General features: G+C 71.8%; 9 protein-coding genes. All 9 read right to left on the bottom strand.

What is annotated here, in order from left to right; all coding sequences use genetic code 11:
- Positions 1-134: 134 nt before the first annotated feature.
- Positions 135-7451 (bottom strand): non-ribosomal peptide synthetase, encoded by a 7317-nt coding sequence (locus QF034_RS40550; RefSeq protein WP_307179641.1) that lies wholly within the window; start codon positions 7449-7451, stop codon positions 135-137.
- A complete protein-coding gene (locus tag QF034_RS40545) occupies positions 7448-10735 on the bottom strand; it encodes a type I polyketide synthase (RefSeq protein ID WP_307179640.1) in 3288 nt (1095 codons plus the stop codon). Before QF034_RS40545 ends, QF034_RS40550 begins: the two co-directional genes overlap by 4 nt.
- Positions 10735-12039, bottom strand: coding sequence for an MFS transporter (locus tag QF034_RS40540; protein ID WP_307179639.1), 1305 nt, complete (start codon positions 12037-12039; stop codon positions 10735-10737). Before QF034_RS40540 ends, QF034_RS40545 begins: the two co-directional genes overlap by 1 nt.
- A gap of 212 nt (positions 12040-12251) precedes the next feature.
- Complete coding sequence (locus tag QF034_RS40535; RefSeq protein WP_307179638.1) at positions 12252-14408, bottom strand: glycoside hydrolase family 127 protein; 2157 nt, start codon at positions 14406-14408, stop codon at positions 12252-12254.
- Positions 14409-14494: 86 nt separating this feature from the next.
- Positions 14495-18694 (bottom strand): Ig-like domain-containing protein, encoded by a 4200-nt coding sequence (locus QF034_RS40530; RefSeq protein ID WP_307179637.1) that lies wholly within the window; start codon positions 18692-18694, stop codon positions 14495-14497.
- Positions 18637-20625 (bottom strand): glycoside hydrolase family 127 protein, encoded by a 1989-nt coding sequence (locus QF034_RS40525; protein WP_307179636.1) that lies wholly within the window; start codon positions 20623-20625, stop codon positions 18637-18639. The genes QF034_RS40530 and QF034_RS40525 overlap by 58 nt, the downstream gene beginning before the upstream one ends.
- Before the next feature lie 18 nt (positions 20626-20643).
- Positions 20644-21465 (bottom strand): carbohydrate ABC transporter permease, encoded by an 822-nt coding sequence (locus tag QF034_RS40520; protein WP_307180098.1) that lies wholly within the window; start codon positions 21463-21465, stop codon positions 20644-20646.
- A gap of 29 nt (positions 21466-21494) precedes the next feature.
- Positions 21495-22451 (bottom strand): carbohydrate ABC transporter permease, encoded by a 957-nt coding sequence (locus QF034_RS40515; RefSeq protein WP_307179635.1) that lies wholly within the window; start codon positions 22449-22451, stop codon positions 21495-21497.
- A gap of 44 nt (positions 22452-22495) precedes the next feature.
- Positions 22496-23812 carry an ABC transporter substrate-binding protein gene (locus QF034_RS40510; RefSeq protein ID WP_307179634.1) on the bottom strand — a complete coding sequence of 439 codons (1317 nt, stop codon included), beginning with the start codon at positions 23810-23812 and terminating at the stop codon, positions 22496-22498.
- Between the last annotated feature and the right edge of the window lie 207 nt (positions 23813-24019).

The following is a 24019-nucleotide window of genomic DNA, read 5'->3' as shown; positions in this document are numbered from 1 at the left end:
GAGCGCTCTCAGAGCGTGCCTCGTTGGTCCGGACCTGTCAATGCGGCGGGAAGGATGCCGAGTTGCGCGTCCCGAGGTCCGGCGTCCCCGTCCGTGACGCCGTCCGCTTCGGGGCGGCGTCACGGACGAGGCGATCAGTGCCCGAGCGTGCGGCCGGTCTCCTCGCGCAGAAGGGCGACGTAGTCGCTGGCCCAGCCCTCGATCGTGGTGTGGTCCCACAGGTCGGCCGAGTACTCGACGAAGCCCTTCAGTTCGTCGCCGGCCGGGACGAGGCCGAAGGTGAGCAACGTGCGGGACGCGGCGGGGGCCAGGTCCTCCACGGCCGTGGTCAGGCCGGGCAGTTCCACCTCGGCGTCCAGGGAGCTCTGGTACGCGAAGCCGACGTCCAGGCGGTCCGGCACCTCGGCGCCCGTGCGCTCCTGCAGCGCGGGGGCGATCCGGCGCACCGGCACGGCCCGGTCCATGCACTCCACCGCCGTACGGGCGATGCGGTCCGTCAGGGCGGCGAAGGAGCCGGCCGCGCCGCCCCGCACCGGCAGCGCGAAGCCGGAGATCGTGCAGGCCAGCAGGGACTCGAAGGCGCGGCGCTCACGGTTGGCGTAGGAGATGTTGAACACCACGTCGGACTGCCCGGACTTCCTGGCGAGCAGCCTGCCCAGTGCCGCGGCGGTGACCACGAACGGCGTCGTCCCCCGCTGCCGCGCCAGGTGCTCGACGGCGGACCGCACGCCGGCGGGCACGGTGAACGTCACCGCGCCGCCCCGGCCGCTCAGTTGCTCGGGCCGGGGCCGGTCCAGGGGCAGGCCGACCGTGAACGGCACCCCGTCGAGTGCACGCAGCCAGAAGTCCAGCGTGCGTGCGTCGGGGCCGTCGTCGGCCTGTTCCCGCTGCCAGCCGGCGTACTGTGCGGGCTGGCACGCCACGGGCGGCAGGGTGTGGGGTTGGCCCCGCAGAGCGGAGCCGTAGAGCGCGGCCAGTTCCTTCAGCAGCAGGCTGACGGACCATCCGTCGCAGGCGGAGTGGTGCAGGACGAGGAGCAGCACCCAGGTGCGCTCGCCGGTGCGCAGCAGGCGCAGGGACATGGGTGCGTCGCGGGTGGGGTCGATCGGTGTTTCGGCGGCCTGGGTGCTCGCCTGGTCCAGGGCTCGTTGCCGCTCGTGCCCGGGGCGTGCGGTGAGGTCGTCCAGCGGCAGCTGAACCGGGCCGGGCCGCAGGACCTGCTGTTCCCAGCCGTCCCCGCTGCGGGCCAGGCGGGTCCGCAGTCCCTCGTGTCGTTCGACGAGCTGGGTCAGGGCGGTGCGCAGGGCCGCGATGTCCAGATGCCCGGAAAGGGTGATCCGCAGGGCGACGTTGAAGACCTGTGGGAGGGGGTGGTCGGCGTGCACCGTGGCGAAGCGGGACTGCTGGGTGGTGGCGGGTGCCCTGTGCTCCACCGTGCCGGGGCCGTCGCCTCCCTCGGCCGCCGGGGTCGGCGTTCCTTCCGCGAGCGTTCCGGCCAGGTGGGTCGTCATGGCCCGCAGGGTCGGCTCCTGGTAGAAGTTCAGCATCGGGTACTCGGTGCCGAACTCCTCCCGGACCCCGTTGACCAGTCGCATCGCGGTGATCGAGTGGCCGCCCAGGTCGAAGAAGGAGGCGTCGGCCGTGATGGCGTCGGCATCCATGCCGAACTCGGACGCCCACAGATGTCGCAGGCGTTGTTCGATGTCCGTGCGGTGGCCGGACGCCAGCTCCCCGCCGGTGCCGCCCGGCCCGCGGCCAGGTGCCGTGGTGACGAGGTCGGGCGCCGGCAGCGCGGTGCGGTCCAGTTTGCCGTTGGCCGTCAGGGGCAGCGCGGGCGGGATCCGCCAGGCACGGGGCACCAGGTACTCCGGGAGCCGGGCGGCCAGTTCCTCGGCCAGGAGGTCGGCGAGCGCCTGCCGGTCGTCGGCCGAGGCACCGATCGTGTCGGCGGGGACGGCATAGGCCGCCAGATACGCCTCTCCCCGGTCGTTGCGGCGGGCCAGCACGGCCGCCTCGCGCACGCCGTCCAGGGAGTTCAGCACGCGGGAGACCTCCTCGGGCTCGACGCGGAAGCCACGGATCTTCACCTGGTCGTCGGCCCGGCCGCAGAACTCCAGTCTCCCGTCGCCGTTCCAGCGGACCAGGTCGCCGGTGCGGTACCTGCGGGCGTCCGGGCCGCCGCCGGGGTACGGCAGGAAACGTTCCCCGGTGAGTTCAGGGCGGTGCAGATAGCCGAGAGCGACCCCCGGGCCGCCGACGTACAACTCCCCCACCGCGCCCACGGGTACCGGGCTGCCGGCGGCGTCGAGAACGCTCAGCGTCACGTTGTCGACCGGGCGCCCCAGCGCGATGGGACGGGCGTGGTCCTGCCTGGCCGCGGTCTCCCGCGGGGACACGGTCCCCGTGGTGCACAGGACGGTGACCTCGGTGGGCCCGTACACGTTCACCGTCTCGTACGGCGCCTCGGGCCGGGGGCGGGTGCGCAGGACGTCGCCGCCGAGCAGCAGGTGACGCAGGGGCGGCTGGTCGGGCGGGGGCAGGCGGAGTACCTGTTCGCCGAGAGCGGTGGGGAGGATGGAGAAGGTGACGCCCTGCTCGGAGTACCAGCGGGCCAGGGCGACGGGGTCCCTGCGCAGGTCCTCGCCGGCGATCGTGACCGACGCTCCCGCGGTCAGCGCCGGCCAGATCTCCAGGATCGAGGCGTCGAAGCTCTGGCTGCACACGACGGCACTGCGGTCGGCCGGGGTGAGGGCGAAGCGCCGGTGCTGCCACTCGCACAGGTCGACCACGCCGCGGTGCGTCAGCACCACGCCCTTGGGGGTGCCGGTGCTGCCCGAGGTGTACAGGACGCAGCACGCGGACCGGGGATCGGGGGCGGGCACGGTGGTGTGCGGCGGGGCGGTGCGGCCGGTCGCGCCGGGCGCTACGACCGTCACGTGCGCGGGCAGGTTCAGCACGGCGGCCTCCTCCTGCGTGGACACCACCGTCCGGGCCCCGCACTCGGCGATGACCTGCTCGGCGCGTGCCCGGCCCAGCACCGGGTCGAGCGGCACATAGGCGCAGCCCGCTTTGAGCGCGGCGAGCATCGCGACGACCAGGTCGGTGGAGCGCGGCAGCCACAGGGCCACCGTGTCACCGACGCCGTCGGCCGTGGTGTGCCGCTCGCGCAGGAGCTCGGCCAACTGCCCGGACCGCTCGTCCAGTTCGCGGTAGGTGAGGCGACCGGTGTCGCTGATCACCGCCGTGCTCTCCGGCCGGGTGGCCGCCTGCCGGGCGAACAGAGCGTGGACGGCGGTGTCCGTGAGAGGGCGGGACGGGCCCTGCTGCCAGGACGGCGGTACGGGCTCCCCTTCGGCGGCGGTCTCGACGGCGGCAGGGGCGAGCCGTGACAGGGGGGCCTCGGGAGTGTCGACCGCGGCGGTGAGCAGGTCCCGGAAGGTGGCGAAGAACCCCTCGACGGTGTGCTGGTCGAACAGGTCGGTGTTGTACTCCAGATGGCAGCGGATGCCCTGCGGCTGGTCGGTGAAGTAGACGGTGAGGTCCGTCAGCGACTTGTCCGGGCCCACGTCCAGCGGTGTGGCCTCGACGCCCGGCAGGTCGAACCGGAACGGTTCGGCGCGCTGGAACTCGGCGAACGTCTGGAACACCGGCGTCCGGTCGACCACCCTGGCCGGGGCGAGTTCCCGCACGACCTTCTCGAACGGCACGCGGGCGTGATCGTACGCGTCGAGAGCGACCGAGCGCACCTGGTCCAGAAGCGCGGTGAACGCCGGGTCGCCGGACAGGTCGAAGCGCAGCGCGAGCGTGTTCACGAAGAACCCGAGCACCTGCTCGGCCCGCTCGGGCCGGTCCGAGAACGGGGTGCCGACGATGATGTCCGGCTGCCCGGTGACCCTGTGCAGCATCGCCGCGTAGCCGGCGAGCAGTGTCATGAACAGGGTGCTGCGGCGGGTTCGGCTCAACTCGCGTAACTTGCCGGAGAGTTCCGGGTCGAGCGTGTGGAAGACCGCCCGGCCGTTGGACGTCATCGGCGACGGGCGCGGCCGGTCGGTGGGCAGGGCGAGGACGGGCAGGTCGCCGCCGAGGGTGCGGCGCCAGTGGGCGAGGTCCTCGCCGGCCTCGGGGCTGTTCGCGGTGGCCGCCTGCTCCCTGGCGTGGTCGGCGTAGCTCCAGGTGAGCGCGGGCAGTTCCGGGGCGGTGCCGTCGCGTTCGCTGCGGTAGAGCGCGCAGAGGTCGCGGGCGAGGACGGTGGCGGAGGCCGCGTCGACCACGATGTGGTGCAGGGACAGCACGAGGACGTGCTCAGCCTCGCCCAGGTGGACCAGCCGCGTGACGAACAGCGGGCCTTCCGCCAGGTCGAAGCGGCGTGCGCTCTCGGCCGACAGGACGTCCTGGAGCGGGTCGTCCACGCTCTCGAAGTCGGGCTCGGTGGACGGCAGCACGACCTGTCGGGGCTCGCCCCCGGCTTCGCGGAAGACGGTACGCAGCCCCTCGTGACGGGCGACGAGGCCGCGCAGTGCCGAGTGCAGAGCGGGTACGTCGAGAGGGCCGTCGAGGCGGATCGCCTTGACCTCGTTGTAGGCGGTACGCCCCGGAAGGAGGCGCTCCAGGAACCAGATCCGTTCCTGGCCGGGCGACAACGGCGCGTCATCGGGAGCCGATGCGGCCGTGGTGCCCCGGTAGCAGCTGCGCAGAGCGTCCAAGCGCGGAAGTGCCGCGCGCAGCTCGTCCGGCGCGACACCGAAGTCGACCAGCGCCACGATCTCGTCGGCACCCGCGGCGGCCACCGCGTCCACCACCGGGCGCACGCTGTCCACCGTGCCGATCAGGGCACGCTGGTCGCAGTAGCGGCCGTAGGCACGCCGGAACACCGTCTCCAGGTCGTCCTCGCTCAGGGCGGACACGTCGATGCTGTGCCCGAGGCTGTTGGTGACGCCGCTGAACAGGGACAGGGACGCGCGCATGTAGCGGGACAGCGGTTCGTAGGCCTCGGCCCGCGCCTTGTCGTGGTCCTCGGCGAGATAGGTGTGCAGCAGAACGGCCACGCGCCCGGCGTCGGGGTCCAGGCCGTGCCGGGCCCGTGTGCGTCGGTAGCGGGCGATGTTCTCCCGGAGCTGTTCGACGGTCTGGGTCATCAGATTGGTGACGACGCCCAGGTCGTGGCGGGCGGCCAGTTCATAGGAGGCGGGGTTGCCGACCACCGCGGTGTACATGGGCGGTGCGTCCTGCACCGGTCGTGGGAAGAGCCGCAGCTCGGCCTCGCCGTCACCGGTGGTCCGGCGCACGCCTTCCCCGCGCCAGAACCTCCGCAGCTCGTCCAGCTGTTCGTACATCAGCTCCTTGTGCCGGCCGAAACGGTCGGGGAAGAAGGCGAAGTCCTTGGCGCTCCAGCCACTGGCGACGCCGATGCCGACGCGCCCGCCGGAGAGGTTGTCGACCATCGACCACTCCTCGGCGACCCGGATCGGGTCGTGGAGCGGGAGCACGACGGAACCGGCGTTGAGCCGGATGCGCTCGGTCTCACGGGACAGCGCGGCGGCGAGCACCGCCGGGTTGGGGAAGAGGCCGCCGAAGGAGTGGAAGTGGCGCTCGGGCATCCAGAGGGCGTGGAAGCCGTGCCGGTCGGCGAACCGGGCGATGTCCATGAGGAGTTCGTACTGGCTGTGGCCCGCTGAGGAGGCGTCCTGGGGGTAGTCACCGAAGAAGTAGACGCTGAAGTCGGTGGTGCGCGTGGCGGCTTCGCCCGGGGGCTCGGTCCGGGTTTCGGTGACGGCCGCGGCGTTCCAGGCCATGGAGGCCACTGGGGCAGGCATCGACGCAGGTGCAACCGCTGTCGGTGCAGCCGGTGCCGGTTCGGACGGTTCCGGTGCAGCCGGTGCCTGTTTCGGTGGCGTGGCCTTCGGCGCCACCGGCCGTCCGCCCGGGAAGAACCCCGCCGACCGCAGCTCGCGCAGCGAGTCCCGTACGGCGTCCGCCACGAACTCGATGTCGCCGTCCGAGTGGGCCGTCGACAGGAAGAAGTTGCGCCACTCCCAGACGTGCACGCCGCGCAGCATCAGGTGGTGGTAGAGGAGCTCCATGTCGGCGCGGTGCTCGAAGCGGAACTGGGAGCCGAAGTGGGTCATCCGCAGGGGGTACTCCTCGGCCTCGAAGAAGCCGTTGAGCGTCGCGGCCAGTTCCGCGGTGCGCGCGTTGAGGCGCTCCTGGAGGTGTGGGCTGTGCTCCGTGAGGTGGGTGAGTACGGCGCGGGCGGCGACCATGGACACCGGGTGCTGGATGTACGTACCGCCGAAGAACGTCGTGTCGGCGGGCGGGTAACTGTCGTCGCCGTAGGACCAGTAGCCGCCGTCGACGCCGTCCATGATGTCGGCGCGGCCCGCGATGGCGCCGATGGGGAAGCCACCGCCGAGGAGCTTGCCGTACGTGGCGAGGTCCGGGGTCACGCCGTACAGGTCCTGCGCGCCGCGCGGGGCGGGGCGGAACCCGGTCAGCATCTCGTCGAAGAGCAGCACGATGCCGTGGCGGCGGGTCAGCTCCCGCACCCTGCGGACGAACTCGACCGGTTGCAGCGAGGGGTGTCTGCTCTGCACCGGCTCCACGACGACCGCGGCGATGTCGTCGGCGTGCCGGGCGATCGCCTCCAGGGCGGCGTCACTGCCGTAGTCGAGGACCAGCAGATCCGAGACGGCCGACTGCGGGATGCCCCGGGAGACGGGCACGGTGATCCGGTCGGTGCCGCTGCCCGAGGCGCGGCCCAGGACGTTGTCGGCGTGGCCGTGGTAGGCGCCCAGGAACGTGACGATCTTGTCCCGGCCGGTGGCGGCGCGGGCCAGGCGGATGGCCGCCGCGTTCGCCTCCGTGCCGGAGTTGGCGAAGGCCACCCGCTCCAGCCCGGTGAGGCCGGCGAGGAGTTCGGCGGCCTCACCGGTCTCGGCGGCGCGGGGACCGAGCTGGATGCCGCGGGAGAGGTGCTCGCGCACGGCCTCGGTGACGAAGTCCGGCTCGTGGCCGAAGAGGAGGACGCCGAAGCCCATGGTGATGTCGACGTACTCGTTGCCGTCGACGTCCTCCAGCCGTGCTCCGCTCGCCCGGCGGCCGGCGATCGGGTACAGCATCTCCTTCGTGCCGCTGCGGAAGCCGACCACGGCACGGCTGTCGGCCAGGACGCGGCGGTAGCGCTGGGCGATCCGCTTGGAGGTGGGGGTCCTGGCGGTGTAGCGGCGGACGAGGTCGTCCAGGTGCGTCTGCTGGGTGTGCGGGGCGGAGTCCCGCACCATGCCGGAGTTCCGGGCGACCGACACCCGCGGGCCGTGGACGCGGGCCGGTTCGGGGGACTCCTGCTCCGGCTCGGGGGTGCCTGCGCCGATCTGCTCCGCGATCCGCAGGGAGAGTTCCTCCATCGCCGCCAAATCATGGTCCAGAGCGGCGGATATGCCGTTCAGCCCGCTCACTTGGCCACCGTGCCGTTGAGCCGATCCGTCACCGAGGCCGTCTGGAGCGCGAGCAACTGGGAGAGCTGGGACATCATCTGGAGCTGTATCCGGGACATCTGCTGGATCTTGTGTGCCAGGTCCTCCAGCTCCTCGCGGGTCGCGTACGCGGGAGCCGGGGCGCCGGCGGCCGGGGCGGGCGCGGGAGTCGCGTCGGGAGCGGGCGCGGGCGGCACGTCCACGGGCTCGGGGTCGGTAGCGGCGGGTGGTTGCGGTGCGGCGGTCTCCGGAGCCCGGGGCCGCTCCCCCACCCCCTCCGCCGAGCCCGTCCCGGCATCCGGCATGCGGGCCACGATGAACTCCGCGAGCCGCTGCGGCGTCCCCGTCTCCTCCAGCAACTGCCGCATCGTCACCTTGACCTGGTGCTCCTGTTCCAGCTCCCGCAGCACGCTGATCATCTGCAGCGAGTCGGCGCCGAGGTCGAAGAAGTTCGCGTCGCCGACGATCACCGTCGGATCCTCGCCGAGGTGACGGGCGATCGTCTCGACGACGCTGTGCAGTACCCGTGCGACCGCTGCCTCTTGCTGAACCACTTCGGCTCCCTTGCTCGCTGGTGTTCCGGTGCTGAGGGCCGTCGGATCCGGGCCCGTCCAGTGGTCCTGGTGCTGGAATCGGTAGCCGGGCAGCGGGACGCGTCCGCCGCCGCTGCCGGCCAGGAGCGTCTCCCAGGCGATGTCCGCTCCCGCGCAGTGCAGCCCCGCTGCCGCACCCCAGAGGGCGCCGAGTCCGGTGCCGCGTCGCAGGGACGGCAGTGCCGGTACGCCGGGCAGCGCACGGCGCGCCAGACCGCTGAGGGTGGTGTGCGGCCCGATCTCCAGCAGGATGTCGGGCCGCCCGGCGCCGATGCCGCGCAACGCCTCGTCGAAACGGACGGGTTCGCGGGTGTGCCGGAGGAAGTGGTCCGGGCCGGGAATCCAGCCGGGCGGGCGGGTCACACCGTCCAGGGCGCTGACGAACGGGATCCGGACGGGCCGGATGGCCACATCGGCGAGGACCTTGCGGAACTCCTCCAGCATCGGTTCCATCGAGGCGGTGTGGAAGGCACGGGTCACCGGCAGCCGCTGCCCCGGTGTGCCGCGGTCGTCCAGCAGTGCGCACGCCCGGTCGACGGCCGCCACGGGGCCGGCGAGCACCTGGGCACGGTCCCCGTTGGTCACGGCCGCCTCAAGTCCGGGAACCTCCGCGGCCAGGGCGAGGGCGCTCGCCCGGTCGAGCGGCACGGCCACCATGGCGCCCGGCGCGCAGCGCTGCCGCATCAGCCGGCCGCGTTCGATGGTCAGACGCAGACCGTCCTGGAGTGACAGGGCTCCGGCGGCGTACAGGGCGGCGTACTCGCCGACGCTGTGCCCGGTCACGGCGTGGGGTGCGACCCCGCAGTCGCGCCACAGCCGGACGAGGGCGCATTGCAGGGCGAACAGCGCGGGCTGCGCGGTGTCCGTGCCTGAGAGTGCCGACTGCCCCGAGTCCTCACTGCACAGCGCCGTGAGCAGGGAATCGCCGGTGAGGTCGCGGTAGTGCCGTTCGCAGGTGTCGAGCACGTCGCGTGCGGCGGGGAAACGCGCGTAGAGGGCGGCGGCCATGCCGGGGTGGTGGCTGCCCTGGCCGGTGAACTGGAACGCGACGCGCGGGGCGCCCTCCCCGGGGGCCGTCCCCGTGGTCACCGCCGCTGCGGTGGTTCCGGCGAGCCAGGTGTCGAGGGCGTCGGCGAGGGCGGCCGGGGTGGAGCCGCGGGCCGCGAGGCGGTGGCGGCCGTGGGCGCGGCCGAGGGCGGCGGTGGTGACCAGGTCCGACAGGTGCGGTGCGGGTGGCTGCCGTAATCGGTCGCGGAAGGCCCGGGCGTTGTCCGCGAGGGCCTGGGGGCTGCTGCCGGAGACGAGCAGCACGTCGGGAGGCTCGGCCGAGCCGGTCCTGGGCGCGGGCTGCGGGGCCTGTTCCAGGATCAGGTGGACGTTGGTGCCGCCGACGCCGAGTGAGGTCAGGCCCGCGCGGCGGGGCACGCCGCTCTCCGGCCAGGGCCGGGCGGTCCGGGGGATGTAGAAGGGGCTGTGGTCGAGGTCGATGAGGGGGTTGGGCTCGCTGAAGTTCGCCATCGGCGGGATCACGCCGTGTCGCAGGACCAGCAGGGTCTTGACGAGGCCGGCGAGCCCGGAGGCCGCGTCGAGGTGGCCGATGTTGGCCTTGACCGAGCCGAGGGCGCACGTGCCGTCGCGGTCGGTGTCCTCGCGGTAGGCGGCCGCCGCGCCTTCGAACTCGATCGGGTCGCCCTTCAGCGTGCCGGTGCCGTGCGTCTCCAGATAGCCGATGGTGTCCGCGCCGACGTTCGCGCGTCGCAGGGCCTGGCGGATGGCGGCGTGCTGGCCCCGGGCACTCGGCGCGGTGAAGGCCGACTTGCCCGCGCCGTCGTTGCCGATGCCCCAGCCGCGGATGACGCCGTGGATGGTGTCGCCGTCGGCGACCGCCCGGGCCAGCCGCTTCAGGACGACGGCCAGGACGCCGGTGCCTCCCACGGTGCCGTCGGCGCCGGCGTCGAAGGCCCGCAGGCGTCCGGACCTGGACAGGATCGAGCCCTTGACGTGGCGGTAGCCCAGGACCTGCGGCACGTGGACGGCGGTGGCGCCGACGAGGGCGAGGTCGCAGTCGCCCATGAGCAGCGACTGGGCGGCGGTCACCACGCCGGCCAGGGAACTGGAGCAGCCTGTCTGGAGGTTGACGGCGGGGCCGGTCAGGCCCAGCCGGTAGGCGACGCGGGTGGCGGCGAAGTCGGCGTAGTTACCGACGGTCATCTGCATGCCCTCTACCCAGTCGGACGCGGGACGGCTGGGCAGGACGTTGTTGAGCAGGTAGTTCTGGAACGTGTAGAGGTGGTATCCGGTGCTTGCGTAGACGCCGACGCGGGTGCCGCCGCGTTCCTCGGGGTAGCCGGCGTTCTCCAGGGCGTGCTGGGCGCACTCCAGGAAGATCCGTTGCTGCGGGTCGGTGAGCCGGGCCTCGCCGGTGCTCATCGCGAAGTGCTGGGCGTCAAAGCCGGCGATGTCGTCCAGCAGGCCGGAGGCGCCGACGAAGTCCTCCGCCTCGTACTCCTCGGCGGGGACACCGGCGGCGGCGAGTTCCTCGTCGGTGAAGCGGGTGATGCAGTCGGTGCCGTCCCGGATGATCCGCCACAAGTCCTCGGGTGTGTCGGCGCCCGGCAGGCGGAAGGCCATGCCGATGACGGCCATCCTGGGGTCCGGATCGCTGGTGTTCATCAGCCGCGGCCCTCCGTCATGGTCGGTCTGTCGCGGCCTGCGGGTTCTTCCGCGGGCGGGGCGGGTGTCGTCCTGCCCCGGCCGACCAGCCACAGGAGCAGCGCCGCGCACAGGGCGATGGCGAGTCCGTGGAAGGCGGCCACGACCTGGAGCGGCGAGAAGGTCTCCAGGAGGGCGCCGCTGACGAGCATGCCCAGGCCGAAGCCGGTGTTCTCGGCCGAGGCGCTGAGCCCGAAGAGGCGTCCGCGCTGGTCGTCGGGGGCGGTCTGGAGCCTCGACACGTAGACGATCTCGGTGAATCCGTCGGCGGCTCCGGCGACGAGCGCCGCGATGACGGCGGGCACGGTCGGCAGCCCGCAGAAGACCACGATGAACCCGGCCGACATCACACAGGCGCCGAGCGCGAACGCCCGCTCCCCCGGTGTCCGCCCGGTCTTCTTGGTGACCCGGCCGATCACCTGCTGGGCGACGATGTTGCCGATGGCCCAGGTGGCCCAGAACTGGCTGATGAACGTGGCCGGATGATCGGGGTCCAAGCCGCTGGAGTAGATGGGGAGGGCGACGTTGTGCGAGGAGGAGCCCAGGCCGTCGACCGCCCGGATGGCGATCATCGCCATCAGCAGCGGCGCCGTGCCCAACAGGATCCTGGCCGTCCGGCGCGCGGTGCCGGAGCCCTGCGCGGAGCCGGAGCCCTTCGCGGAGCCGGAGCCCTTCGCGAGGCCGGAGCCCCCGTCCGCCGCGGCGTCGGCCGCCCTGGTGCGGACGGGAAGCAGGGACAGCACGGTCGCGGAGACCAGGAAGGTCGCGGCGTCCAGCGCGAACGCGGCGGAGTAGCCGAGTTGCGCGACCACCACGCCCGAGGAGGCGAATCCGGCGATCATGGCGAGCGAACGCCCGGTCACCAGCAGCCCGTTGGCCCGGACCCGGTGCTCGGGGCCGACGATCTCGGGGATGCTGCTGCGCAGGGCGACCTGGGAGAGCGTCGAGCAGCCGCCCGTGACCACGGCCAGGACGTACAGCAGCCCGGGGCGTGTGCCCTCGGGGGCGAGCAGCAGCGACAGCAGGGCCACGGCCTGGCACAGGTCGGCGCCGACCATCAGGCGCTTGCGGTCGTGGACCGAGACGAGCCGCCCGCTCACCCAGCCCGACACCACACTGGTCGCCAGCCGCACGGCCATGAAGAGGCCGGCGGCCAGCGCGCTGCCGGTGGCGTCGTAGACGAAGACGTTCAGCGCCACCATATTCAGGTAACTGCCGTACGCCGAGACGCCGTTGCCCAGGACGAGCAGACGGAAGTACCTCATGCACCTTCCCCTGGTCTGCATGAAGGGTGTGACGGGAGTACGACCGGGATCCCCTTGCCCCCCAGGACGCCGCCGGCCGGAGGCCATTGGTCCGCAACCCAAGCAGACCCGGACAGCCGCGTTCAAGACTCCAAGAGTGGTCTAGACGACTTTCAGTCCGGATTTGGCGATTTCGGAGCGCTCGGGAGCGGACCCGGCCCGTTGTTCGGCGGTCAGCGTCGCAGGTCCGCCCGGTTCGCCGCCGCGATGACGGCGTCGTGTTCGGCGCGGGTGAACAGGCTCTCGGACAGCCAGCGGCCCGCGAGGGTGCGTACGGCGCTGACGAAGTGCGCGGAGCTGGGAAAGGGGGCTTGCTGCCACAGGACGTCGAGGAAGGTCCGGCCGTCGGCGCGGGCGTGGTTCGGCACGCCCGAGTCGGAGGTGCCGAACACGATCACGGGTTCGGAGCGGGTGAAGTAGGCGTGGTAGGGGGCGTCGGCGCCGATGTGGAAGGGGGCGAGGGTCAGGTTGTGCGTGGTGAAGTGCAGGGGGCGGGCCGTCGGTTTGACCGCGTCGGCCAGGTCGCCTCGGAGGGTGAAGTCCTTGTAGAAGGAGAAGGTGCGGAACTGCTGTTCCGGGCTCTGGGCGGTCAGCAGGAGCGGGCCGTAGAACAGTGACTGGACGGCCGGGTCGTCCAGGGCGCGTTCGACGCGCAGGCGGTAGGGCGTCGAGATGCGGACGCGGTCGCCTCGGCGCCAGTTCCTGTTCAGGGTGAGGTAGGTGCCGGGTTCGGCGCCGGCCCGGTGCGGGGCTCCGTTGACCGTGACCGTGACGCCTGCCGTGGCCCAGGACGGGATACGGAGTTTCAGGGCGAGCCGGCCGCCGCCCTCGCGGAACGTCAGGGCGCGGACGCCCTCGGCCGGGTAGTCGCTCGTCTGCTCGATGACGAGACCGCGTTCCGGCCAGCGCAGGGTGGAGGCCAGGTAGAGGTTGACGTACAGGGCGTTGCCGTCGGCGGAGCGGAAGTAGACCGAGTCCTGGTACTTGGTGTGGTTCTCCATGCCGGTGCCGCCGCAGCAGGTGCCGGTGTTGCCGAACTGGCGGCGTACGCCCGGGCCCATGCCGACGAAGTAGGTGACCTCGGGGCTGTCGGTGCTGGGGGCGTCCCGGCGGGAGGCGAGGATGTGGTTGGTCAGGGCCCGCTCGTAGTAGTCCATGTAGGCGGGGTCGGGGTCGTGGAAGAAGAGCTGCCGGCTCAGCTTGAGCATGTTGTACGTCGCGCAGGTCTCGGCGTTCTTGTCGTCGAGGGTGGCCGCGATGGCGCCGCGGGCGCGGAACATCTCGCCCTGCCCGGTACCGCCCAGGGCGTACATGCGGGGGCCCGCGACCATGCCCCAGAAGTTGCGGGCCGCGGCGGCGTACTGCTCCTCCCCCGTGTGGTCGAACAGGCGGAGGTAACCGGTGAACTGCGGGATGTGCTGGTTGGCGTGTCTGCCCTCCAGGATGTCACGGTCCTCGGCGCAGGCCTTCAGCAGCGCGGTGTTGTCGAAGCAGCGGGCGGCGGCGAGGTGTTCCTCCCGGCCCGTGAGCGCGTACAGGTCCGTCATGACCTCGTTCATGCCGCCGTACTCACCGGCGATGTAGATCGACCACATGCGTTCCAGTTGCGCTGTGGGGAGGTGGCCCAGCCGGCTGTGCACCCAGTCGCCCATCTTCGCGGCGATGGTCAGCGCCTGTGCGTTGCCGGCCAGGGTGTGGGCGTCCAGGAGGCCGCGCATGATCTTGTGGCAGGTGTAGTAGGGCGCCCAGATGGTGGGGTAGGTCGTGTAGCTCTCCAGGAGGATGAACTGGGTCTCCGGGTAGGCCGCCAGGTAGCCGGGGTGACTGGGCTTCGGGGAGCCGTGGTCGGCCAGGGCCTGCTGGCATTCGCCCAGGGCCGTGACCAGGTAGTCGAGCTTGGCCTTGAGCGCGGCCTCGCGTGTGTCGGCGTACGCCTGGGAGACGAGGGTGAGGAAGTGGCCGCCGTAGTGGCCGCGCAGGTTGCCGTCGGCCGTCTCCCAGCCGCCCGGCGGCCGTGCGCCGCGTGTGTCGAGTCCGGCGTTGGCGCGGAAGACCGCGAGGATGCGGTCGGCCGGGTACGACCGGGCGTAGTCGAGCATCAGATCGCGCTTGGCGCGGAAGACCCCTGTGCCGAGGGTGACCTCGTGCAGGGCGAAGGGCCGCACCGACCAGGCGGGCAGCGCTTTGCCGTCGACCCTGGCGGCCTCGGATGTGGAGGTGGCCGGGGTGGCGTGGGCTGCTTGGGCCAGCGGCCCGGAGGCCATGAGCGGGGTGGCCGCGGCGCCGGCGGTCAGGCTCAGCACGCGGCGCCGGGTGGGTGGCTGGGACATGGCGCACTCCGATCGTCGTCGGTCGTCAGCGGGCGGGAGAGGCCCCTCCGGGTCGTGCGGGCCTCGGGATCGTGCGGGCCTCCCGGTCATCCGGGGGGCGTCACCGTGATCGTGGCCGTGGCGCGGTGCGAGGTGTCCGGGACTGTTCCCTCGATCTCGAAGGTTCCGGGCCCGGCGTACTGGTCCGGGTCGACCGGGCCCCAGGTCACCTTGATGCGGCTGTCCTTGGAACCGTCGTTGTAGGTGGCGACCACCGTGGCGGGGAGCGCGGGGGGCTTGCCCGGACGGGTGGTGACACGTTCCTCGGCGATGCCGGTGATCTCCACCGCGTCGGTCTGCCGTACCCACACGGTGGCGGTGACCGGCTGTGCGGTGCGGTCGGCGAGGCCGGTGAGCGTCACGCTGGTGCCGCCCTCGGCGACCTGGTCCTCGGTCAGGGCGGGCCAGGCCACGGGTGAGCGCGCCGTGGAGCCGTCGGCGTACACCAGCGTCACCTGCCCGGGCAGGTCGGGGACGGTGCCGCGGAGGGTGGGGATGTGGGTCGCGCGTACCGACTCCGGTGTCTCGGCGTAGACCTTCCACTCCTGGACGCCGAGGGCGAGGTTCGGATGGCCGGTGAGCTTCGCCCGCAGCGCGGTCGTGGTGACCGGGGTGAAGGTGGTCCGGTTGTAGCGGTCCTCGGCGGTGCCGTAGCCGCTGGGGCCGGGGACCTCGCGCCAGGTGTCGCCGTCGCGGTACTCGATGACCCAGGACGCGGGCACGCCCACGCCGTCGGCCGCGCCCGGCTGCGCGTCGCGGAAGAAGTACAGGTCGGAGCCGGCCACGCGGACGGGGTTGTCCCAGGTGTACTGGACCCACTGGGTGTCCTTCTGCGGCCAGCTGCCCCAGCGCGGGGCGTCGGAGGACGAGGCGGGTTCACGGCCGTCGTTGATCGCGTTCACCGACTCCCAGCCGGAGGTGTAGGACGCGGTGGGGGTGGCGGACGGTGCCAGGTTCACCTGGCCGTCGCCGGGCTTCTCGGCCTTCACCACGACCCGCTTCGACGACGTCGACGCGCCGTCGTCGGCGGTGAGTTCGAGGGTGTACGTGCCTGCCTCGGTGAACCGGGCGACGGTGGTCGGGGCACGTGGGTCGTCGAAGATGACGGCGGCGCCGTCCGGGCCGTCGGTCGCTTTCCAGGAGGCGGAGAGGGTGCGCCGCGGCAGTCCGTCGTCCTCGACGATGCCGGTGAGCCTGACCTGGCCCGGGCGGGTGTACGTCGTGTCCCGCCAGGCCTCGACGTAGGGGGGCAGGTTGCGGGCCGCCGGTGGGCGCGTGCCGGTGTCGTGGGCCTGCATCTCCTTCAGGCCGCTGGTGTGGCCGTCGCGGTGGCGCAGCAGCACCCGCAGTTTGCCCGTGGTCACTTGCTTGAAGCGCACCTGGTTGAGGTTGGCGCGCGGATACGGCGGTGACTTGGCGGGGCCGGTCACGTCCCGCCACTGGCCGTCGGCGTTCTGGAACTGCACGGTGTAGAGGGCCGGTTCGGCGTATCCGCCGGGCCGTTTGTCGCTGAAGAAGTGGAGCCGGACGTCGTCGACCGTGCGGGGGCGGCCGAAGTCGAGCTCGTACCAGTCCTCGGCGTTGCCGGAGCCACGGGCGCCCCAGTAGGGCTCGTTGACGGTGAAGCCGTCGACGGCACCGGCCACGCCGTGGCCGTCGGCCTCGTGGGAGGCGCGGACGGTGGCACCGGCGGCGAGGTTGTCCCCGGCCCTGCCGGTGAGGTCGCGGCCGGCCTTGGCGAACAGGTCGGTGACGCGGTCCTTCTCGGCGTAGGTGACGTCCTGCGGGTTCGCGACGGCCGTGCGCAGGCCGGTGGTCCTCGCCTTGGCTCCTCCCCCGTCGGGGAAGCTGACCTCGCGGGTGGCGGGGTCGTAGACGAGGTGGGCGAGGCGGTCGGCGGTGAGGGCGAGCTTTCCGTCCAGGTAGACCGAGTAACCCTCGGGGACCTGGCGGCCGTACGGCCGCTTCCCGTCGCCCGGTTCGTCCCACAGGACGGCCACGTCGGTGCCGCGGTAGTTGATGTCGGTGACGGCGAAGTGCGGCCAGTCGACGTCGATCGGCCACAGCTCGATCTTCCGGTCGGTGCGCGGCCGGAAGCCCATCGCGTCCTCGATGACCGTCCAGTTGGTGGTGCCGAGGACGGTGTGGTGGATCCAGGAGCGGTAGCCGATCTTCTGCGGGTCGGCGCTGCCGTCGGACCAGAACTCGTTCTGGTCGGGCCGGCGGTTGTCGCCGTCGATGTAGTGGGCCCAGGCGTTCCAGGACAGCAGTTTCTTGTACCAGGTGCTGTCGATGTACTTGTTCGGGTACTTCCGCAGCACCGAGGACAGGAAGCGGAAGGTGACGGTGGAGTTGATGACCGAGAAGTTGTTGCTCCCGGGGTGCCCCTGCTCGGCCGCCTCCGCCTTGTCCGCCTGGTTGGCGGTGAAGAACGGGAAGACGGGGTACTGCTTCGCGTCCGCCCACAGCCGTAGCGCTTCGAGGTACTGCGGGTCCTCGTCCGGTGTGGGCATCAGGCCCACGCTGTACGGGTAGTAGTTGTTGATCTCCTTCCAGGGCACCAGGGTGTCGCTGTCGACGTGCCGGTGCTTGAGCAGCTTGTCCTTCGGGTCCCAGAGGTGTTCGAGGACGGCTTTTCGCACGCGGTTCGCCGTCGCGCGCATCTCGTCGGCCTTCGCCTTCTCGCCGAGGAGGTCGTACGCGCGGGCCGCCGCCGTCGCGTTGCTGTAGACGTACGCGGATTCGGCGCGGTCCAGGTTCCCGGGCTTCCAGTGGAACGACACCGCGTCGGCGTCGTTGCCGGTCATGGCGCCCCAGTCGTACTCGATGAGGCCGTTGCCGTCGTGGTCGTAGCTGTCCAGCTGGCCGCGGACGTCCTTCTCCGCGTAGCGGGCGAGGTTGCGCACGATGCCGTCGGGGCCGCCGTGCACCTGGTAGGAGCGCCAGGCCGCCTCGGAGAGGTACTGGGTGTAGCTGTTGGACCAGTTCTCCGGGTCGCCGGGGTTGTCGGTGTACTTGCCGTTCTTCGAGACCTCCCCGGCGGAGACCCACGGGCCGTAGGAGTAGGCCGGATCGCGCAGGTACTTGAGGTCGTCGACGAACATGCCGACGGTCAGGGCGATCGCGTTGTTGTAGCCGAGCACGCCCTCCATGGAGGTGGGGAACTGGTAGTCGTTGCCCGGGATGTCGGCATCGAGGTAGTTGTAGCGCAGCAGCCACCAGCGGTAGTACAGCGTCTTCTCGATGTTGTCGTCGGGGAGGTCGAGGTACGGCAGGTTCTCGGCCCACCAGCGGTTGTACGTCTGCACGTGCCGACGGAAGACCGTGGCCGGGGAGGCGGTGCGCACCGCGTCGTACTCGGGCCGGGAGCTGGTGATCTCCTCGGTGACGAACCCGAGTTGGACCTTGGTGGTGAGGGTCCGGCCCGCGGGCAGGGTCAGGGTGCGCGTGAGGGACTCGTCGTCGGGGGCGAAGCCGTCACCGCTGAGGCGGGGGAAGACGGTCGTGAGGTTGTTCTTCGCCGGCACCGCGCCCGTGAGCTCCCGCCCCTCGGCGGTCGTCGCGTACGGGGACGTGGCGCGCAGCCGGACCTCGCGGGGCTGCGCACCCGTGTTGGTGAGGGCCAGGTTCGTGACGGCGACGTTGGCCTCGGTGATGAACTTGGTCTGCGTCACCTTCAGGCCGGTCGCCTCGTGCGTGAACTCGCTGCGCCAGTAGCTGGGCGTCTGGGTGCGGGCGCCGGTGTTCTCCCGGAGGGTGAGGTTCTCGCCGTCGGCGTTCAGGGTGAGCGTGTACGCGGAGCGGTTGTCGATGCTCTCCCAGTAGGCGGCCTTGCCGGCGAAGCCGAGTTTCGAGGGGTCGTGTTCCTTCATGAAGACGGCGCGTCCCCGGGTGAACAGCCAGTCGCCTGCCGGGTCCTCGCCCTTGCGGGTCAGCATCCGGTCCATCCAGAAGTCGGTGCCGTTCCCCGCTTTCCGGTCGGCCTCGTACTGGGCGCGCAGGGTGCGGTGGACGGTGAAACCGGCCGGGAGGGCGGGCACGGGGTCGTCCGTGCCGGAGTAGACGGGGTAGCCGATCGCCGAGTTGTCGGCCGCGGCCGGGGCGGTCGCGGCGAGCGTGGCCAGCAGGCCCAGGGTCAGCGCTGCGGCCAGGGCGCCGTGGCGGTGCCGTCTTCGCGGTGCGGGCACGACTACCTCCGGGTGGGCGTCGTCGGGGGCGTGGTCGGGGACTGGGTGGCCGGCAGCCACACGCGCATGGTCGAGGGGCCGCGGTTCGCCCAGGAGTGGTAGGGGACCAGGGTGATCCCCGTGCGGTCGGCCGTAGGTGGGGTGGCCCGGTCGAGCGGGCGGTACGGCCAGGCGCTGTCGTGCGAGTCGACGGGTGCGGCGAGTTCGCCGGGGGCGACGACCGTGCCGTCCGGGCCGTCCTCCGGTTCGGCGGACGGGTCCACGCGGAGTGCGTCGACGTCGTGCCCGTCCGGCAGGTCGGCGGACTCGGCGCAGTAGACGAGGGGTCCGCGCTCGACGGCCACGGTGCCGCGGATCGCGTCGATACGTGGATCGGACCCGGTCCAGCGCGGGGCGACGGGCAGTTCGAGGCGTATCTCGTCGCCGGGCCGGAAGACCCGGGTGAGCCGTGCCGTGCCCGGGGCGGCCGTACGGCGTCGCCCGTCCGGGTCGACGAGCCAGGCGGTCGCGCCCGCCGTCCACGCGGGGACGCGCAGGGACAGGGTCCAGGGGCGGGCCGGGGAGCGGCTGATCCGCACGGCGACTCTCCCGCCGGACGGGTAGTCGGTGCGGACCCGCAGTGCCACGTCCTGCCCGTCGGCGAGGGTGGTGGCGAGCTCCGCGTCGGCGTACTGGTGCAGCTGGACGCCGTTGTCGTCCGCGGTCGCCAGGTACGCGGGCAGCTGGGCGAGGGTGCGCGCCACGTTGGTCGGGCAGCACGACACGGCGAACCAGGGGGCGCGCAGGCCCGAGTCGGCGCGCGGGCTGACGCGGTCCGCCGGGGGCAGGGTGCCGCGGTGGCGGCGGTGCAGGGTGTTGGCGTAGAAGAAGGCCCGGCCGTCGTCGGACGGGGACGTGGCGATCACGTTGAACAGGGTCCGCTCGGCCAGGTCCGCGAAGCGCGGTTCGCCGGTGGCGAGCAGCAGCCGCCAGGCGAGCAGCACGGAGGCGACGCCTGCGCAGGTCTCCGAGTAGGCGCGGTCCGGCGGCAGGACGAAGTCGTCGCCGAAGGACTCGTCGCGGTGGTGCGAGCCCATCCCGCCGGTCAGATAGGTGCGCCGGGCGACCGTGGCCTCCCATTGCCGTACGACGGCCGCGAGCAGGGCGTCGTCGCCGGTCTCCACGGCCACGTCGACGGCGCCGGCCGCGAGGTAGAGGGCGCGCACGGCGTGGCCGCGCAGGACGCCGGCCCTGCGGACGGGCATGTCGTCCTGGTAGTAGGCGCGGCCGAACTCGATGTCGGCGAGGGTGCCGTGGCCGCGCCGGTCGAGGAACAGAGCGGCCTGGTCGAGATAGCGCTGTTCCCCTGTCAGCCGGGCGAGTTCGACGAGGGCCGTCTCGATCTCCGGGTGTCCGCAGACGCCCGGGTTCCCGCCCGGGCCGAAGGTGGCGCAGACGTGGTCGGCGGCCCGGCGGGCGATCTTCGTCAGCTCGCCCTCGCCCCGGGCGCGGGCCTGGGCGACCCCCGCCTGGATGAGGTGCCCATGACAGTAGAGTTCGTGGCCCCATTCGAGGTCGCTGTAGCGGGGCTGCTGTCCGGGGCGGCCGAAGGCGGTGTTCAGGTAGCCGTCCGGGTCCTGGGCGGGGGCGATCGCATCGGTGAGGGCGGTGATCTCCGCGTCGTACGCGGCGCCCTCCCACGCCATGGCTTCGAGCAGTTTGTAGATCTCGGAGTCGGCGAACTCCCGCCCGCGCCGGTCCCGGTGGATCCTGCCCTCGGCGGCGGCCCGGAAGTTGCCGGTCCAGCCCTCGCGTTCCATCCAGTCCCGGCAGTGCCCGAGCGTCGCGGTCGCGTTGGTGTGGCGGCGCCGGGCCCAGAAGCCCCCGGTGATCCTGACCTCGTCCAGGCCGAGCGGGCGCAGCCGGCCGCGGGTCGGCGCCGCCGGCAGGACGGGCGACTGTGCCGTGTTCCCCTTCACCGGTTCATGCCTTCGGTACGTCCTTTCGGTCATGGTCGGATTCCCTGCGCTTCAGCCCTTGAGCGCGCCGGACATGAAGCCCCTGATGTAGTGCCGTTGCAGGAGCAGGAACAGCAGCAGGCAGGGCACGGCGAGGACCACCACGCCCGCCTCGGTCGCGCCGTAGTCGACGGCGCCCATGCTCTGCTGCCGCAGGTTGGCGACGGCCAGGGGCAGCGGCGCCTTCTCGCTGTCGGAGATGAGGATCAGCGGTGCGATGAAGTCGTTCCAGGCCGCGAGGAACGCGAACAGGCCCACCGTGATGAGCCCCGGCCGCACCGCCGGGAGCAGGACCCGGCGCAACGCGCCCGCGGTACCGCAGCCGTCGACCAGTGCCGACTCCTCCAGTTCGCGGGGCACCGCCTCGAACGAGATCCGCATCATGAAGGTGGCGAACGGCAGTTGGAACATGGCGAGGACCAGGCTCAGCCCGATCAGTGAGTTCTGCAGATGGAGCCTGCCCAGCAGGACGTAGAGGGGGATGAGGAGCGTGGCGTAGGGGACCATGAGGATGGCCAGGGTCAGCAGGAACAGCAGGTTCCGGCCGGGGAAGTCGAAGCGGGCGAAGGCGTAGCCGCCGAGCAGGGACACCCCCAGGGTCAGGGCGACGGTCAGTGCCGAGACGACGGTGCTGTTGAGGAGGTACCGCCACAGGCCCGCGTCGTAGTCGAGCAGGGTCCGGTAGTTGCCGAGGCCGTAGCCGGACTGCTGGGCGGTGCCGGGCTGGCCGCTGACCGACGCCCAGGCGTTCCACAGCAGGGGGAAGAGGAAGATGACGGCGAGGCTCGCGGCGACGACGTAGTGGGGCGTGCGGCCGAGGGCGCGGGTGAGCACCGTGGTGTCCCTTCTGCGTGCGGCGGGGGTCATGAGTCGTCGGCGTGGCGCAGGCCGCGGAACTGCAGGGCGTTCAGCAGGAGCAGCACGGCCAGGACGACGATCGACAGTGCGGCCGCGGTGCCGAGGTTCAGCCGCTGGAAGGCCTCCCGGTAGATCAACTGGACGACGGTGACGGTGCTGTTGTCCGGTCCGCCCTTGGTGAGGATGAAGAACTGGTCGAAGGCGAGCAGGGAGCCGGTCAGGCACAGCAGCAGGCACAGGGCGAGGGAGGGCCGCAGCAGCGGCAAGGTGATCGAGCGGAAGATCTGGCCGCGGCTCGCGCCGTCCATCCGGGCCGCCTCGTACACCTCGTGCGGGATGCGCTGGAGGCCGACGAGCAGGATCAGCATGTAGAAACCGGCGAACTTCCAGACGATGAGGAAGACCGTCGACAGCAGGGCCGAGGTCGGGCTGCCGAGGAAGGACACCGGGTCGTCGACCAGGCCGAGCCTCTCCAGCAGGCGGCTGAGGGGGCCGGTGGTGGGGCTGTACAGGCCCCAGAACAGCAGGGAGGCGGAGGCCAGTCCGAGGGCGCTGGGCAGGAAGTAGACCGTGCGGAAGAAGCCGGCTCCGGGGCGCGATTCCTGCACGAGCAGGGCGAGGCCGAGCGCCAGTGCGAGGAGTACGGCCGTGACGATCACGGTGTAGAGCAGGGTGAAGCGGATCGCGGGCCAGAACAGGGTGCTGCCGGTGATGTCGGTGTAGTTCTCGGGGGCGTTGAGGCCGCGGTCTCCCGCCAGCAGCGGCCAGTCGCTGAGCGACATCTGCCCGACGAGCAGCAGGGGCAGCAGGAAGAAGACGGCGACGAAGACGGCCGTGGGGGCCGCGTAGGCCAGGCCTTTGGCCGTGCGGGACCGCCACCGGGGCGGGGCGGCGGCCGGGGTCGGGCGGTGTGGTGGCGTTCGGGGCTCGGCGGCCGTTCGGTCGGGCGCCTTGACCTGCATGGCTCTCCTCTGCCGTACGACGTGGGAGGGGCGGGGCCGGTCGCTCAGTCGGCCAGGGAGGCGGTGACCGCCTCGTTGTCCTTCGCGACGGACGTCCCGTCACCGAAGACGGCGTGTCGCATCAGCGTCAGCCAGGGCCCGTTGGGGTCGTTGAAGGTCTGGCCGAACTTCAAGGCGTACGGGGTGCGGCCGTCGGCGACGAGTTCGTTGATGGTGACCAGCCGCGGGTCGGCCTTGGAGTGCTTGTTGGCGGCGAGGTCGGTGCGGGCCACCACGTCCTTGTGCGCGGCGACCACGCCGACCTGGGCCTTGTCGCCCAGGGACCAGGCGAGGAAGTTCCAGGCCTGGTCGGCCGATTCGCTGGTGGCGGAGATGCCGATGGCGTCGCCGCCGACGAAGGTGGACCTGCCGCCGTCGGGTCCGGGGATGGGTGCGACGCCGAAGTCCAGGTCCTTGGGCATGAGCCCGAGCGTGGTGGACGGCATGGGCATCACACCCACCTTGCCCTTGGGGAAGACACCGGTCCAGGTCGTGCCCGTCTCGTCGCGCGCGCCGGGGGCGACGATGTCGTCGCGCACCCAGCCGCGGTAGGTGTCGTAGACCTTCCTCGCGGTGCCGGAGGCCAGGTTCGCCTCGGTGCCGTCCTTGTCGAGGACGTCCTCGCCGGCGGCCCAGACGGACGGCCACCAGGTGAAGACGCCGCAGCCGCCGCAGTTGCCGCCGAAGAAGGTGCCGTCGACGCCGCCGCCCAGCGCGTCCACGGCCCGGGCCTGCCGGTCCCACTCGCGCAGGGTGGCGGGCGGCTTCTCGGGGTCGAGCTTCGCCTTCCGGTAGAGGTCCTTGTTGTAGAAGAGCACCGACAGGTCGAGGGTGTGCGGGACGACGTACTTCTTGTCCTCGTACGTGCCGGCCTTGATGTGCGACGGGGCGAGGTGCTCGGCGAACGGCAGGGCGTCGATGCGTTCGGTGAGGTCGGCGAACAGGCCGCTGGAGGTGTAGTTGGGCACGAACACGACGTCGGAGGCGAACAGGTCGGGCAGGTCCTTGGATCCGGCTGCCGCGCCGACCTTGGCCTGGTAGTCGTCGGTGGGGACGACGGTCAGCTCGATCTTGTTCTGGTGGCTCGCGTTGTACGCCTCGACCAGGGCCTCGCTCTGCGGCCGGGTCGCCGCCCGCGTCCACATCGTCAGCTTCGTGCCGTCGTCGACACCCTTGGCGTCCGCCGCTCCCCCTCCTCCCCCGCCGCCCGAGCCGCCGTCCCCCGACCCGCAGGCCGTCACCAGGCTCGCGGCGGCGAGCAGGGCGGTGATGCCGGTGACAAGGCGGCGCAGGTGTCGACGTGGTCCGGCCGTGCTCCCCATGTTCGATCCCCCTCGTGTCGCGGCGGGCCGTGCGCGGGCCTGCCGGTCGGGACGATAGCTGCGGTGGCGCTGAGCGGCGGAAAGAAACAGAAAAGGCTTTCTGAGACGCTAGGACTCGACTCACTACTCGTCAATCCCCTGTCACCAGACGGTTCTTGGCGAATTGCCGAAACCGCTGAAAGCCTCTTGACCGAAAACTTTCGCGCG

This window comes from Streptomyces africanus, from assembly GCF_030816955.1.
Lineage (GTDB): Bacteria > Actinomycetota > Actinomycetes > Streptomycetales > Streptomycetaceae > Streptomyces > Streptomyces africanus.
The sequence above is the reverse complement of the archived record's forward strand: the minus strand, read 5'-3'. Positions and strand labels throughout refer to the sequence as shown.